Here is a 14217-nt window from a genome sequence, read left to right on the forward strand (position 1 = left end):
GCTGCCCGTATCGCCGTGATTTCCCTTGCCCGCATCGAATGCCCCCACCCCTGGAACCTGTTCTAGTTCGCGTCCGCGAGCGTAGTGCATTCGATGGAATTCGATGCCCGATCCCGTGGGAAAGCTCACGGCGGCACGAGTCGATCGACCGGATCGAGCGCTGCCGTGCGGCGGCGACGGATGGCGTCGAGGCTGAACTGTGCCCAGCGGATGTTCTCCTGCTCGAAGGCGATGCCGCGCAGCAGGGTCAGGTAGGGGCCGATGTGGACGGATTCGCTGAGGTAGGCCTGTTCGCTGCGGCCGGCGAGCATCCGGGTCCGCGACCGCTCGTAGCGGGCGAGTTTCGCCTCCGCCCAGCCGATTCGCTCGACCAGGACGGCCTCGACGGCCGGGGCGTCGCCGGAGTCCATGCCCTGGATCTTGACCAGCATCTCGTCGCGGATGACGGTGGGTTTGGTCGAATCGGCGATGAAAGCCCGCAGCGCCGCCCGCCCGGACTCGGTGATCGAATGCAGCCGCTTGTTCGGGCGTTTCTCCTGCTCGACGACCCGCGCCGCGATGAGGCCGTCGGCCGTCATTCGCTCGAGCTCCTTGTACAACTGCTGCGGGGTCGCCATCCAGAAGTTCGCGACCGACGCGTCGAATTGCTTGGCCAGGTCGTAGCCGGACGCCTCGCCGTCCAGGAGGGCGGCCAAGACCGCGTGTCGTAACGCCATCGAGCAAGCCTACCGGACCTGAATGGTGAATTCGGTCAATGGTGACACCATCCTGGACAGCGGTGCACGCTGGGGATAGCCTCGTTCGACCTAATCAATTATTTGCCTAGGAGGCACAGGTGCATCAACGGTTTCGGGCCGCGGTGGAGTCGAAGAATCTGGATAACGTCGAAGAACTGCTGGCCGACGATGTGGTGTTCACCAGCCCGGTCGCTTTCGCGCCGTACCCCGGCAAGGCGGTGACGGCGGCGATTCTGCGCGGGGTTTTGCGGGTCTTCGAGGACTTCCGTTATGTGCGCGAGATCGGTGCGGCGCAAGGGCCCGACCACGCGCTGGTGTTCGAAGCCACCGTGGACGGCTTGCAGTTGACGGGCTGCGACTTCCTGCACTTCGACGACGACGGCCGCATCGACGAGTTCACGGTGATGGTGCGACCGCTCTCGGCGGCCCAGGCGCTGGCCGCCCGCATGGCCGAACAGTTCCCGCGCATCCAGCGGGAAGCCAGGGAAGCGATCGAGCGCGAGGCCGCGCGGTGAGCGAGCGGCCCGCGTTCTCCGCTCTGTCGCGCTGTGGGGGACAGTCAGACCGAAGGGGCCGGTGACGGGACCGCCGGCGTGAACGACCTGCTCCGGCCGGACTTCGATCGCGGCCGCGATCGGGCGGCACCTCGAGGCGGTCTGCACGCCGGCCCGCTGGGACACCAGCGCATCGCCGAGGCCCTGGCCGAGGTGCTGGAGCTGCCCGGATCCGGCAGTGGCCGGGCGGAGTCGTTGCCGCAGGACCCGGCCCGGCAGGGCGCGGTGGCGGCCGTGGCCGCCGAATTACGTTGGGTGTACGGGTTTCTGGCGCCGTGGCTGCTGCGTCGGGTCACCGGCACGTCGTCCGGGGAGGGCCGGGTTGCCAAGCGGCCGTCCTTGGCTCCGGTCGCGGCGAGCGCGCTGGATTCGCCGGTGTAGATCGGCGCGCGGTCAGTGGGGTGCGTGGAAGACGGGGAGGGCGGGGATGAGGGTGTCGGCGTAGTCGCGGATGCGCTGTGGTGGAAAGGCTTCGGGGTCGGCGAGGACGAGTCGGCCCGCCTCCCAGAACAGCGCGTACAGGGTGCGGGCGGTGAGTTCGACATCGAGGGTGGGCAGGCGTTCGGGTGGGCAGGACTCCCGGACGAAGGTAGTCAGTGCCGCGATGAAGGTCTGCCGTCCGCGGTCGAGCCGGTGGCGGAAGGCGGGGGTGCTGGCGTCGGCGATGAGGAAGATGGCCCGCCAGCGGTCGGGAGCGTCCAGCACGGCCGTGAGGAAATGCTCGAGACTGCCCGCGAGTTCCGCGGCCGGATCGTGCGACGTGCGGTTCGGCACCGCCGCGGACATCTGGGTCAGCGCGGCGGTCTCCTCGCGGTCGAGTGAGGCGCGCAGCAACTGGTCCGAATCGGTGAACAGGCCGTAGACGACCGGCCTGCTGACCTCGGCCGCCCGCGCCACGGTGTCGATGGAAACCTTGTGGACGCCCTGCTCGACGATGACCCGCAAGACGGCGTCGAGCAGCTGTTCGCGCCGCTGCTCCGGCGCCATTCGCGGTGCGTAAGCGCGACTTCTTCGTTCGGCCATGCGCGTGCCGACCACCTCTCCGTCTCGTCGGTCGGCTTGACATCGGCCGACGCTCGGCAAATACTACACACACTGTAGCTACAGTGAGTGTAGCTTTTTCCGGAGGTGGCCATGGCGCGTCGGTACTGCATCATCGGGGCTGGATACACCGGGTTGGCGGTGGCCAAGGCCTACGCGGATCTGGGGTTGGACTACGACCATGTCGAGGCCACGGCGGCGATCGGCGGCAACTGGTCGCACGGGGTGTACGACTCCACGTACCTGATCAGTTCCAAGGGCGTCACCGAATACCCGGACTACCCGATGCCGGAGAACTACCCCGACTTTCCCAGCGCGGCCCAGATGCGCGACTACCTGCGCGGCTTCGCGACCGAGTTCGGCCTGGACCACCGCATCGAGTTCGACACCCTGGTGACCGAGGTCGCGCCGCTCGACGCGGCGGGCCTGACCGGCTGGCGGGTCCGACTCGCCGATGGCAGAGTCCGTGAGTACGCCGGAGTCGTGGTCGCCAACGGCCACTACTGGGATGTCAAGATCCCGTCCTATCCGGGTGAATTCACCGGCAAGCAGATCCACTCCAAGAACTACAAGCGCCCCACCGACCTCGACGGCTCGCGGGTGCTCGTGGTCGGGGCGGGCAACTCCGGCTGCGATCTGGCGGTCGAGGCCGCGATCACCTTCGGCACCGCCGAGATCTCACTGCGCCGCAGCTACTGGTTCCTCCCGAAATACGTGCTGGGAATCCCGAGCGGATGCTTCGACGTCGGTTCGGTGCCGGTGCCCCGGGTGGTGCAGGAGGCCGTGTTCCGGTCGCTGGTCATCGTCGGAATGGGCAGATACGAGAGCTTCGGACTGGCCAAGCCCGAGCACCGGATCTTCGATCAGGATCTCGTGGTCAACCAGCAGCTCCCGTACTTTCTCAAGCACGGCCGGATCGCCGTGCGGCCGGAGATCGCGCGCTTCGACGGCCGCACCGTGCATTTCACCGACGGCACGAGCGGTACCTACGACACCATCGTCTGGGCGACCGGGTTCCACACCACCTTCCCGTTCGTGCGCGAGGGCCTGCTCGAATGGCGCGACGGGCAGCCCCGACTGGTCTCGCACACCTTCGCGCCCGGCCTGGCGAACCTGTACTTCGCCGGTCTGGTCGCACCGCGCTCGGGCGCGGGCAAGCTGCTGATGAACAGCTCCCGGCTGCTCGCCGAAGCCGCCCTGCTCCAACCGCGCCTGCGCGTCCCGGTCGGCGACCTCTACGCGCGCCTGTGTGAGCCGTCCGCCGAAATCCTCGCCGGCGGACCGGAATTGCGCTGGGAAGTGCTGCGCGGCCGATGGCTGGTGCGCGCGCTGGCCCAGTTGCTGACCGCCCGAGACCTGCTGCCGGGAGCCGGGGAGCCCCCGCGACCGACCGCGTCCGCCGAGCACGCGCCACGGTTCCTGCTGCGCCCGATCCTCGCCGCCGCTCGCCTCATCGCTTGACCCGAAATCCACTACGCCACACCAGGAGTTCGCCATGCCACCGGAGAATCGTTCGCCCCGCGTCGTCGCCGTCGACAGTCCGTTGACGTTGCCGTGCGGAGTTCGGCTACCCAACCGGATCGCCAAGGCCGCCATGAGCGAACAGCTCGGGGAAATCACCGGCGCGCCCAGCACGACGCTGACCCGGCTCTACAGCGCGTGGGGGCGCGGCGGGGCGGGTCTGCTGATCACCGGCAATGTCATGATCGACCGCCGCGCCTACGTCGAGCCGCGCAATGTGACGCTCGAAGACGATCGCCATCTCGAGGCCGTCGGCAATTGGGCGCGCGCGGGATCGCGTGAAGGGGCGATCATGGTCATGCAGATCAACCACCCCGGACGCGTCGCGGTCGGGCCACTGCACCGCCGCCCGGTCGGCCCCTCGGCGCTGCGACCGCGGGCGCTCGGCTTCAACCTGCGCAAGCCACGCGCGCTGAGCCTCGACGACATCGCCGACCTGCGCCGCCGTTACACGCGCACCGCTGAACTCGCGGTGGCCGCGGGCTTTTCCGGCGCGCAGGTGCACGCTGCCCACGGCTATCTGCTCTCGCAGTTCCTCTCACCCGTCGCCAACCAGCGATCCGACCGCTACGGCGGCAGTCCCGAGAACCGTCGTCGGCTGCTGCTGGAAGTCGTGGCCGACGTGCGCGCGGCGATCGGGCCCGCTGCCGTCGTGTCGGTGAAGCTCAACTCGGCCGACTTCCAGCGCGGGGGACTGGCCGAAGCCGAATCGCTCGAGGTCGCCCTCGCGCTCGAACAGGCGGGCATCGATCTGCTGGAGATCTCCGGCGAGAACTACGAAGCTCCCGCGATGACCGGCGTGGTGCGCGACGGCGCCCGCGAGCGCGAAGCGTACTTTCTGCGCTATGCGAGGGAACTGCGCGCCCGCTCGGCGATGCCGCTGATGCTCACCGGCGGGGTCCGCACCCGCGCCTTCATCGACGAGGTGCTCGCCGACGGCGCGGTCGACGTGATCGGGTTGGGCCGCCCGTTCGCGGTGCGGCCCGGCATCGCGGCCGAACTGCTGGCCGGGGCCGGTGATCCGCAGGACCTGCCCACCGCGCCGCGCATCCCGCTCCCCGCCGCCACCCCGATCAATTCCTACCTCCAGCTCGCCTGGCACGCGGCCAATTTCCGGCGCATCGCGGCGGGGGACAAGCAGGTGGCCGGCCCCGGAGCGGTGCGCACGCTGGCCGCCGCGGGCACCACCGTGACCGCGCGCGCACTCACCCAGTTCTGACGTCCTAGGAGACCCCATGTCGCTTCCCACTCCCACGCCGAGCAACAGGGCCGTCGTCACCGGTGCGTCGTCCGGCATCGGCGCCGCGCTCGCCGAAGGACTCGCCCAGCGCGGATACTCCCTGATCCTGGTGGCGCGCCGGGAGGACCGGCTGCGCGAACTGGCCGACCGGCTCGCCGCGCGCCACGGCGTCGACGCCGAGGTTCGCGCCGTCGACCTCGCCGACCTGGCCGAACGCGCGAAGCTGTGCGATGAGCTCGCCGGCCGCGACATCGCCGTGCTGTGCAACAACGCGGGCTTCGCCACCTACGGTGACCTCGCCGCCGCCGATCCGGCGCGCGAACGAAGTCAGGTCGAGGTGAACACCGTCGCGGTGCACGACCTGACGCTCGCCGTGCTGCCCGGCATGGTGGCGCGCGATGCGGGTGCGATCCTGATCACCGGCTCGACCGCGGGCAATCAGCCCGGCCCCGGCAACGCCACCTATGCCGCGTCCAAGGCGTTCGCCAACACCCTGGCCGAGTCCCTGCACGGCGAACTGGCAGGTACCGGGGTGCAGTGCACACTGCTCGCGCCCGGACCGGTGCGCACCGAATACGCCGAGGTGGCCGAGGTTCCCGAGCTCGACCGCTTGGTTCCCGGCCCGCTCTGGGTGAGCGCGGAACACGCCGCGGCGCAGGCGATCGCGGGCATGGCGGCCGGACGGCGCCGGGTCGTGCCCGGCCTGTTCGCCAAGGCGCAGACCGTCGGCGGCCAGTACACCCCGCGCGCGCTCGTCGGACCGCTGCTGCGTGCCGTCTACCGGAAGGTGACGTAGGCATGGGCTGGGAACCGGCCCTCCGCACCGCCGGACGCTCACTGAGCACCGATCTGCGCCGCGCGCTCACGATAGGCGACCCGCGCCGGAGTCTCTACCGCGACGCCCACTACTTCAGCGCGACCGTCGAGATCGACCCGGACCGGATGCGCCGGTGGTTGCCCGCCGGGGTCCGGCTGACCGAACCCGCGCGGGCGGACCTGTTCACCGCGTGCTTCCCGGACAACAACTTCGGTTCGCCCGGATACCACGAGGCCGGGCTGTTCGTACACGTCAAAACCATGCAGGGCACCGGAATCCATTGCCCTTGGATGATCCTCGACGACGACGTGGCCTTGATCATCGGCCGAGAACTGCTCGGCTACCCGAAGAAGCTGGGCGAGGTCGACTGGTCCGTCACCGACACGGAGATCCGTGCGACGGCCACCCGCCGTGGGCACGAACTCCTCCGCATGAGCGGCTCCCTCGGCGCGATCCTGCCCGATTCGCCACCGATCCTGGCCCGCCCGCACCGCAATGTGGTCGGCCTCGCCGGTGTCTTCCCGTCCTGGCTGGTGGGTTTCACCCCACGAGAGCGAGTGGTCGAGGTCCGCCGGATCGAGGACTTCCAGCTGACAGTCCACGGATCAGAGCGCGATCCCCTCGACCAGATGGGCATCGGCCGCGTGCTCGAAGCCAGGCTCCATCGGGTCGATCTGCTGGGTGTGTGGGTGCCACCGATTCCGCTCCGGCCACTCACCCCGCTCTTCGCGGCCAGTCGACTGCGTCCCCGGACTTTGTGATCGCGGCGGCTCCGAAGACAGCCGCCGCTTGGGGGCGAGATTGTGACTGCGGATTTCGGAATCGGTCGGGAGTATCCCGAATTCGATGCCCCTGCTTCGTCGCGATCTCGACCCGCTCGGGCCGGGTGCGGCTCGGAAGAAGAATGGGCTGTGCATCGCACGGCGGACCGCGGTGTTTCCGTTCCGGAAATTCAAGGGCATGCTGCGCGGCGACGGTGACCCACTGCGGCACAACACCGTTCGCGACGTGCCGGCCATGGCCTGAATGGTGAGCAGGTGCCGGATATGTCGCCGTTCATTCGGCAGGCCGACCTCGACGAACTCCTTGCGGTCGGACTCGCGAGCCATTGCTGACTTTCACGGGGTCGGAGCGCCCGGATAATCCTCGCCCATCGCCACGTGCTCACTCTTGTGGGCGAGTTGTCCACTCGGATGGGTCCAGTTCTGTCAATGTGAAATAGATCACAAAAGTTGCTTTTGATATTGGGAAGCTATTACTAATAGCCCGGTCGACATTCGGTTGGTCCAGTCGGGGGCAAAAGGTCGAGAGGGAGTACTTAAGTGTTCAAGCGCTCAACTCGGAATATTCTTCTCGGTGCACTGCCGGTGGTCGTGGCAGTCACCTTCGCTGGAAGCGGTGTCGCGTCGGCGGATGCCTCCGCCGACCAGCAGGCGCAATCCGCTGTCGCGATGGCCGTCCAGGGTGACGGCTACGAGACTGCCATCGCCGGGTTCTCGTTCGGGTCCGCCACCCCGGCGGCCGTGGAGATTGCGCAGGACACCGAGCTTTCCGGCGAAAGCTCCCTCGCGGAGGAGGCTGTCCCCGTGGCCTCGGATGTGGTCGCTCCTGTGGTTTCGGATGTGGTCGAGGCCGGACTGCACGACGTCACGACCGATCCGAAGGCCGAGAACTCCGACCCGGTGGTCAACGGTGCCCTCGCTGGTGCCGGCATCGGCGCACTCGCCACCCTGGTCAATTGCCTGCCGTCGGTGATCCTGCTGGGCGTGGGCTACCCGATCTGCCTCGTCCTCGGCGTCCTGCCCCACGCGGCCATCGGCGCCCTCATCGGTGGGTATGTGGGCCACGTGAACCCCGAGGCCATTCCACAGGTCCTGCCCTGAGAAGGTGAGTCGGCAGGCAACTGCCTCCGGCTAAGGGACTCCCGGTACTGCTGCGGTGAACGCCGTCGCGCCGGGAGTCTCGCTCTTTGTAGGGGATCCCGCGCGCGTCCGATGTCGTCGCACTCGGCGTCGACGGCGACTCGGTAACCGATGCGAACCGCGGGCGCATCCTCGCCCATGGCCCAACTCTGAGATGTAGCTGTGGCGGCAAAGTCCAGTGCGGGATCGTCGCCGTGGTGGCCGGACGCGGCAGTGGCGGGTGGATTCCGGGTTGTCGGCCCAGGGCGTCGAGGACGGCGCGAGTGGTCACGTGTCTCTCCTCGTCGACCGCACTCGTCCCGCAGGCGGGTTCCTGTCTGCCTCTCGCGGCGGTGTTCGGGCCGGTGAGAAGCCGTTAACTCGTTCCCGGAGCGAGGGCGGCGGCAGAATGATCGGCTCGATCACGGGAGCCTGCCCGGCCGCAGGAGCCGTCGGGCACGGCTGGCCGGGCTCGCGGGGCCGACGGATCTGCCGGGCGAAAACGGCATTCATGCAGGTCAGGGGATTGATGTATCGAGGCCTTCGTGGGCGAGCGCACTCGACCACGGGTCCGGGCACGACCAGCGCAACCGCTGGAAAACTGTGCGCGAGAGGGGACTTGAACCCCTACGTCCGTGGACACCAGAACCTAAATCTGGCGCGTCTGCCAATTTCGCCACTCGCGCTGGATGTGTACGACCGTCCAAACTCTACCGGGCAAATCCGGCTTCGCGAAGCGTTCCGGCGGCGTGGCGTACTCGCCGGTAACACGACCTGGGATTATAACGATTCGATATACCTCAACATGAGGGCCACTCATGTTTGCGAAGTGAAGTAACGGGCTGGACCTGCGGTTTGAACATGAGGCGGAGTCATGTTTCAGAAAAAACTGGCACGAGCGTACAGAAATACTCGGCGGTAGCTGCCGCCGGGACGAGAAACGTGAGGCTTTCCTCATGATTTTGTGCGATCGTGGCTCCCAACAGGCCCGAGGGGCTGCCGGATACGTGTGCGTGCCGTCGGTGGGCGGAGCGCCAGGAGAAGGAAGTCGAGCGTCTTGACGATCAACGAGAGCACCGAGATGGGCACGGGGTCGACCGCGAAAGCTGGTGGTCGTGGCCAGGCATCGGGTGTCCGCGCAGCGCTGCTGGAGCAGCTGCGCGACGGGGCCGGGTACGCGTTGGCGTTCGGTGGGCAGGGTGCGCAGTGGCTGCGCGAGCTCGAGGAGATCGGTCGCGACAGTGCGCTCGAGTCCGAGCTGACCGCGCTGGTGCACGCGGCCGAAGCACTGGTCGAGCCGGTTGCGGCGCAGTTGCTGGTGGTCCGTCCCGGCGGCTTCGACCCGATGGGCTGGATGCTGGAGAGCGAGCTGGACGAGCCGGACGAGCCGTCCTCGGCGCCCGCCGACGCGGTGCTGCGCTCGGCCGCGGTGTCGATGCCCGGTGTGCTGCTGGCCCAGCTCGCGGCCATCAAGGCGCTGCGGTTGCAGGGCCTGGACCCGACCGAGCACGCGCCGGTCGCGATCGTCGGGCACTCGCAGGGGCTGCTGGCCGCCGCCGCGGTCGAGGCCCGTGGTGAGCGCGACGCCGAACTGCTGGCCATCGCCCAGTTCATCGGTGCCGCGGCCGGGCTGGTCGCGCGCAGGCGCGGGCTGATGCCGGTCGGCGAGCGTTCGCCGATGGTCGCGGTGTCCAATGTCGACCCGGAACAGCTGCGGGCGATCGTCGCCGAGGTCGCCGAGGGCGTCGACCCCGCGATCGCCGCGGTGGTGTCGATCCGCAACGGGCGCAGGCGCGTCGTGCTGTCGGGCGCCCCGGCGCAGATCGATCGGGTGCGCGTGCGCTGCGCCCAGCTGCACGACGAGCAGACCCGCGAGCGGGAGAGCAAGTCGCGCGGTGGCGCGGTCTTCGCGCCCGTGTTCGAGGACATCTCCGTCGACGTCGCCTTCCACCACCCGGCGCTGGCCGAGACCGTCGACCTGGTCACCGGCTGGGCCCGCCAGTGCGAGCTCGACGCCGACCTCGCCGCCTCCCTGACCCAGCAGGTGCTGGTCGATCCGATCGACTGGGTCGCCACCGTCGACGAAGTCGTCGAGGCGGGCGCGGAATGGATCCTGGACCTGGGCCCCGGCGACCTGCTCTCGCGCATCACCGGCGGTTCGCTCAAGGGCACCGGCGTCGGCGTGATCGCCGCCGCCACCCGTCCGGGCCAGCGCAGCCTGCTCACCCCGGGCGCCGCGCCCGAGCCCGCCACCCCGTGGTCGGCGTTCGCGCCGAAGCCGGTGCGGCTGCCCAACGGCCGCATCGTCGTCGAGACCGCGTTCACCAAGCTGACCGGCCGCTCGCCGATCCTGCTGGCCGGCATGACCCCGACCACCGTCGATGCCAAGATCGTCGCCGCCGCGGCCAACGCGGGCCACTGGGCCGAGCTGGCCGGCGGCGGTCAGGTCACCGAGCAGATCTTCGCCGACCGGATGACCGAGCTGCGCCAGCTGCTGCAGCCGGGCCGCGCGGTGCAGTTCAACTCGCTGTTCCTCGACCCGTACCTGTGGAAGCTGCAGCTGGGCGGCAAGCGCCTGGTGCAGAATGCGCGTGCGGCGGGTGCGCCGCTGGACGGCGTCATCGTCACCGCGGGCATCCCCGAGCTCGAGGAAGCCGTCGCGCTGATCGAGGAGCTGACCGAAGCGGGCATCAGCCACGTCGCCTTCAAGCCGGGCACCGTCGCCCAGATCCGCGCGGTGCTGCGCATCGCCGACGCCGTGCCGGACTACCCGGTGATCATGCACATCGAGGGCGGCAAGGCCGGCGGGCACCACTCCTGGGAAGACCTCGACGACCTGCTGCTGGCCACCTACGCCGAGCTGCGCAGCCGCGCCAACGTGGTGGTCTGCGTCGGCGGTGGCATCGGCACGCCCGAGCGGGCCACCGACTACCTCACCGGCACCTGGGCCACCGGCCACGGCTACCCGGTGATGCCGCTGGACGGCGTCCTGGTCGGCACCGCCGCCATGGCCACCCTGGAGGCGACCACCGCCCCCGAGGTCAAGCAGCTGCTCGTCGACACCCCCGGCACCCCCGACTGGGTCGGTGCGGGCACCGCCAGCGGTGGCATGGCCTCCGGCCGCAGCCAGCTCGGCGCCGACATCCACGAGATCGACAACGCCGCCTCGCGCACCGGCCGCCTGCTCGACGAGGTCGCCGGTGACGCCGAGGCCGTCGCCGCGCGTCGCGCCGAGATCATCGCGGCGCTCGACGCCACCGCCAAGCCCTACTTCGGTGACGTCGCCACCATGACCTACCAGCAGTGGCTGGAACGCTATGTCTCGCTGGCGGTCTCGAGCGAGGTCCCGATCTCGTTCGACTGCGGCAGCGACATCGGCGACGCGATCATCGACGCCACCCGCTCGGACTGGCTCGACATCAGCTGGCGCGACCGGTTCGCGGAGATGATGCGGCGCACCGAAGCCCGGCTGCACCCCGCCGACAGCGGCGAGATCGAGACGCTGTTCGCCGACGACGAGGCCTTCGAACACCCGGTGCAGGCGCTGTGCGCGCTCAAGAAGCAGTACCCCGCGGTCGCCGAGACCGTGCTGCACCCCGCCGACGTGCCGTTCTTCGTCGCGCTGTGCAAGACCCCGGGCAAGCCGGTGAACTTCGTGCCCGTCGTCGACGCCGACGTGCGACGCTGGTGGCGCTCGGATTCGCTGTGGCAGGCCCATGATCCGCGCTACTCGGCCGACCAGGTGTGCATCATCCCCGGCACCGTCGCCGTCGCCGGCATCACCCGGGTCGACGAGCCGGTCGGCGAGCTGCTCGACCGGTTCGAGCAGGACACCGCCTACAGCCTGGTCCGCGCCGGCGTCGTGCCCGCGCCGGTCGACGCGCGTCGCGTCGCCGGGGTGGTGTCCGGCTCGCTCGACACCGTGCTCGCGGCTCCCGACGTGCAGTGGGCCGGACGCACCACCGTCAACCCGGTGCACCGGCTCGGCGCCCCGAACGAATGGGTCGTGGAGCAGGGCGTCGCGGTGCACCAGAGCACCGGCGCGACGCTGACCGAGGTCTCCGGTCCCGAAGCCGAATTCGGCTACGTCGAGCTGGCCGTGCCGCTGCTCGGCCGCGACGCGGTGAAGATCCGCATCACCGTGCCGACGAGCGTCTACTCCGGCGGCGCGCCGGTGATCACCGAGGCCGACGCCGAGACCGCCATGTCGGCGCTGCTCGGCGTGGCCGCCGGCCAGTCGCTGCCCGAGGTGAAAGCCGGTGTGGCGCACCTCAACCTGGCCTGGATGCCGGACCTGGTCGCCGACCACGCCGGTGTCACCGGTTCCGGCCTGCCCGCCACCCTGAGCACCCTCGGCCGCACCGCGCCCGACGTGCTCGTCGGCGCCTGCTGGCCCGCGGTCTTCGCGGTGCTCGGCGCGGCCCGCACCGGCAACGGCGGCTCGGTGATCGAGGGCATGCTCGACCTGGTGCACCTGGATCACCAGATCCAGCTGCTGAGCGAATTGCCCGCCGAGACCGGCATTCTCGTGGTGCGCGCCGAGAGCGGCGCGGTCGTCGACACCGACATGGGCCGGGTCGTCGAGGTGACCGTGCACGTCGGCCTGATCCTGGATCAGGGCCTCGAGCCTGCCCCGCTGGCCCGTCTGGTCGAGCGGTTCGCGATCCGCGGCCGCAACGGCGCGGGCGAGCTCACCGATCCGCCGCGCGCGGCCGGAACGGTCTCGGCCGAGGCCACCGACACCCCGCGCCGCCGTCGCCGCGACGTGTCCATGACCGCCCCGCGCGCCATGCACGCGTTCGCCACGGTCTCCGGCGACCACAACCCGATCCACACCTCCGACGCCGCGGCCAAGCTGGCCGGGCTGGGCAGCCCGATCGTGCACGGCATGTGGCTCTCGGCCGCCGCCCAGCACGCCGTGGTCGCCGTGGATCCCGAAAGCTCCGTTCCCGCACGCACTCTCACGGCCTGGACCACCCGGTTCCTCGGCATGGTGCGCCCCGGCGCGACCGTCGACGTGCGGGTGGAGCGGATCGCGGTGGACGCGGGCAGCGAGATCATCGAGGTCTCCTGCCGCGTCGACGGTGACCTGGTCATGACCGCGACCGGGCGCACCGCCGCCCCGAAGACCGTCTACGCCTTCCCGGGCCAGGGCATCCAGCGCAAGGGGATGGGCCTGGACGCGCTGACCCGCTCGAAGGCGGCCAAGCAGGTGTGGGAGCGCGCCGACGCGCACACCCGCGAAGCCCTCGGTTTCTCGATCCTGGCGGTGGTGCGCGACAACCCGACCTACCTCAAGGCGCGCGGTGTCGAGCACCGGCACCCGGACGGCGTGCTGCACCTGACCCAGTTCACCCAGGTCGCCATGGCGACCCTCGGCGTCGCCCAGGTCGCCGAGCTGCGCGAGGCCGGCGCCTTCGTCGAGGGCGCGATGCTGGCGGGCCACTCGGTCGGTGAGTACAACGCCCTGGCCGCCGTCGCCGGGGTGCTGCCGCTGGAGGCCGTGCTCGAGGTGGTGTTCCAGCGTGGCTCGGCCATGCACGAGCTGGTGCCGCGCGACGCCCAGGGCCGCAGCGACTACCGGATGGCCGCCATCCGCCCGTCGCAGATCGGGCTGCCGGACGCCGAGGTCATCGACTTCGTCAACGGCATCGGCGAGGCCACCGGGGAGTTCCTCGAGGTCGTCAACCTGAACCTGCGCGGCTCGCAGTACGCCATCGCGGGCACGGTCGCCGGACTCGAGGCGCTCGAGACCGAGATCGACCGCCGCCGCGAGGAATTCGGTGGCAAGCGGGCGTTCATCCTGGTGCCCGGCATCGACGTGCCGTTCCACTCCTCGGTGCTGCGCGACGGCGTCCCGGAGTTCCGGCACAAGCTCGAGCAGCTGCTGCCCGCCGAGGTGCACCCGGAGGTGCTCGTCGGCCGCTACATCCCGAACCTGGTGCCGCGTCCGTTCTCGCTGGACCGCGCGTTCCTCACCGAGATCGCCGAGCTCGTGCCGTCCGAGCCGCTGGCCGCCGTGCTGGCCGACTTCGACAGCTGGGCCGAGCGGGACGCCGAACTGTGCCGCGTGGTGCTGATCGAGCTGCTGGCCTGGCAGTTCGCCAGCCCGGTGCGCTGGATCGAGACCCAGGACCTGCTGTTCACCGACGCCGCCCACGGCGGCCTCGGCGTGGAGCGCTTCGTCGAGATCGGCCTCGGCGCCACCCCGACGGTGGCCAACCTGGCCTCGCAGACGCTGAAGCTGCCCGCGTTCGGCGGGGCGACGGTCGAGGTGGTCAACGTCGAGCGCGACGCCGCGGTCGTCTACGCCACCGACACCGATCCCGCGCCGGTCGACGACATCGAGGAGACCCCGGCCGAGGCGCCCGCGGCCGCTCCGGCCGCCGCGGCCGCACCGGTCGCC

Annotated in this window: 11 protein-coding genes and 1 tRNA gene; 9 read left to right on the forward strand and 3 right to left on the reverse strand. The window is 70.0% G+C overall.

Features of this window, described 5'->3' with window-relative positions; genetic code table 11:
- Positions 1 to 125: 125 nt before the first annotated feature.
- Complete coding sequence (locus tag V8688_RS08320) at positions 126 to 716, reverse strand: PadR family transcriptional regulator (RefSeq protein ID WP_218717921.1); 591 nt, start codon at positions 714 to 716, stop codon at positions 126 to 128.
- Positions 717 to 835: 119 nt separating this feature from the next.
- Between V8688_RS08320 and V8688_RS08325 the strand changes: the two genes are divergently transcribed.
- Complete coding sequence (locus V8688_RS08325) at positions 836 to 1252, forward strand: nuclear transport factor 2 family protein (protein WP_342800538.1); 417 nt, start codon at positions 836 to 838, stop codon at positions 1250 to 1252.
- Between the two features lie 78 nt (positions 1253 to 1330).
- Entirely contained in the window at positions 1331 to 1672 is a 342-nt protein-coding gene (locus V8688_RS08330; protein ID WP_342800539.1) for a hypothetical protein, read from the forward strand.
- A gap of 12 nt (positions 1673 to 1684) precedes the next feature.
- Here the strand turns inward: V8688_RS08330 and V8688_RS08335 are convergent, their stop codons facing one another.
- Positions 1685 to 2278, reverse strand: a complete 594-nt coding sequence (locus tag V8688_RS08335) for a TetR/AcrR family transcriptional regulator (protein ID WP_342800540.1) — start codon at positions 2276 to 2278, stop codon at positions 1685 to 1687.
- Between the two features lie 147 nt (positions 2279 to 2425).
- Here V8688_RS08335 and V8688_RS08340 point away from each other — a divergent pair, with 147 nt between their 5' ends.
- The 6 genes from V8688_RS08340 (at position 2426) to V8688_RS08365 (ending at position 7793) form a co-directional block, all read left to right on the forward strand.
- Positions 2426 to 3793, forward strand: a complete 1368-nt coding sequence (locus V8688_RS08340; protein WP_342800541.1) for an NAD(P)-binding domain-containing protein — start codon at positions 2426 to 2428, stop codon at positions 3791 to 3793.
- 34 nt (positions 3794 to 3827) lie between these two features.
- Positions 3828 to 5072, forward strand: a complete 1245-nt coding sequence (locus tag V8688_RS08345) for an NADH:flavin oxidoreductase/NADH oxidase family protein (RefSeq protein WP_342800542.1) — start codon at positions 3828 to 3830, stop codon at positions 5070 to 5072.
- Between the two features lie 16 nt (positions 5073 to 5088).
- The gene (locus V8688_RS08350) at positions 5089 to 5889 is read left to right on the forward strand and encodes an SDR family oxidoreductase (RefSeq protein WP_342800543.1); all 801 of its coding nucleotides are present in this window, start codon (positions 5089 to 5091) and stop codon (positions 5887 to 5889) included.
- A 2-nt stretch (positions 5890 to 5891) separates the two neighbouring features.
- Entirely contained in the window at positions 5892 to 6671 is a 780-nt protein-coding gene (locus tag V8688_RS08355) for an acetoacetate decarboxylase family protein (protein ID WP_342800544.1), read from the forward strand.
- 85 nt (positions 6672 to 6756) lie between these two features.
- Entirely contained in the window at positions 6757 to 6936 is a 180-nt protein-coding gene (locus V8688_RS08360) for a hypothetical protein (protein ID WP_342800545.1), read from the forward strand.
- A gap of 296 nt (positions 6937 to 7232) precedes the next feature.
- Positions 7233 to 7793 (forward strand): hypothetical protein, encoded by a 561-nt coding sequence (locus tag V8688_RS08365; protein WP_342800546.1) that lies wholly within the window; start codon positions 7233 to 7235, stop codon positions 7791 to 7793.
- 622 nt (positions 7794 to 8415) lie between these two features.
- Here V8688_RS08365 and V8688_RS08370 read toward each other — a convergent pair.
- Positions 8416 to 8497 (reverse strand) — tRNA-Leu (locus tag V8688_RS08370).
- A 371-nt stretch (positions 8498 to 8868) separates the two neighbouring features.
- On the opposite strand from V8688_RS08370, the gene V8688_RS08375 reads away from it, so the two are divergent.
- On the forward strand, positions 8869 to 14217 hold a 5349-nt coding region (locus V8688_RS08375), incomplete at its 3' end, for a fatty acid synthase subunit beta domain-containing protein (protein WP_342800547.1).

Source organism: Nocardia sp. No.11 (assembly GCF_038752175.1).
GTDB classification, from domain to species: Bacteria; Actinomycetota; Actinomycetes; order Mycobacteriales; family Mycobacteriaceae; genus Nocardia; species Nocardia canadensis.

What these genes read in the sequence shown, in the direction of transcription:
- V8688_RS08320 (WP_218717921.1), bottom strand. Translation starts at nt 716, where the DNA reads ATGGCGTTACGACACGCGGTCTTGGCCGCCCTCCTGGACGGCGAGGCG.
- V8688_RS08335 (WP_342800540.1), bottom strand. Translation starts at nt 2,278, where the DNA reads ATGGCGCCGGAGCAGCGGCGCGAACAGCTGCTCGACGCCGTCTTGCGG.
- V8688_RS08340 (WP_342800541.1), top strand. Translation starts at nt 2,426, where the DNA reads ATGGCGCGTCGGTACTGCATCATCGGGGCTGGATACACCGGGTTGGCG.
- V8688_RS08345 (WP_342800542.1), top strand. Translation starts at nt 3,828, where the DNA reads ATGCCACCGGAGAATCGTTCGCCCCGCGTCGTCGCCGTCGACAGTCCG.
- V8688_RS08350 (WP_342800543.1), top strand. Translation starts at nt 5,089, where the DNA reads ATGTCGCTTCCCACTCCCACGCCGAGCAACAGGGCCGTCGTCACCGGT.
- V8688_RS08355 (WP_342800544.1), top strand. Translation starts at nt 5,892, where the DNA reads ATGGGCTGGGAACCGGCCCTCCGCACCGCCGGACGCTCACTGAGCACC.
- V8688_RS08360 (WP_342800545.1), top strand. Translation starts at nt 6,757, where the DNA reads ATGCCCCTGCTTCGTCGCGATCTCGACCCGCTCGGGCCGGGTGCGGCT.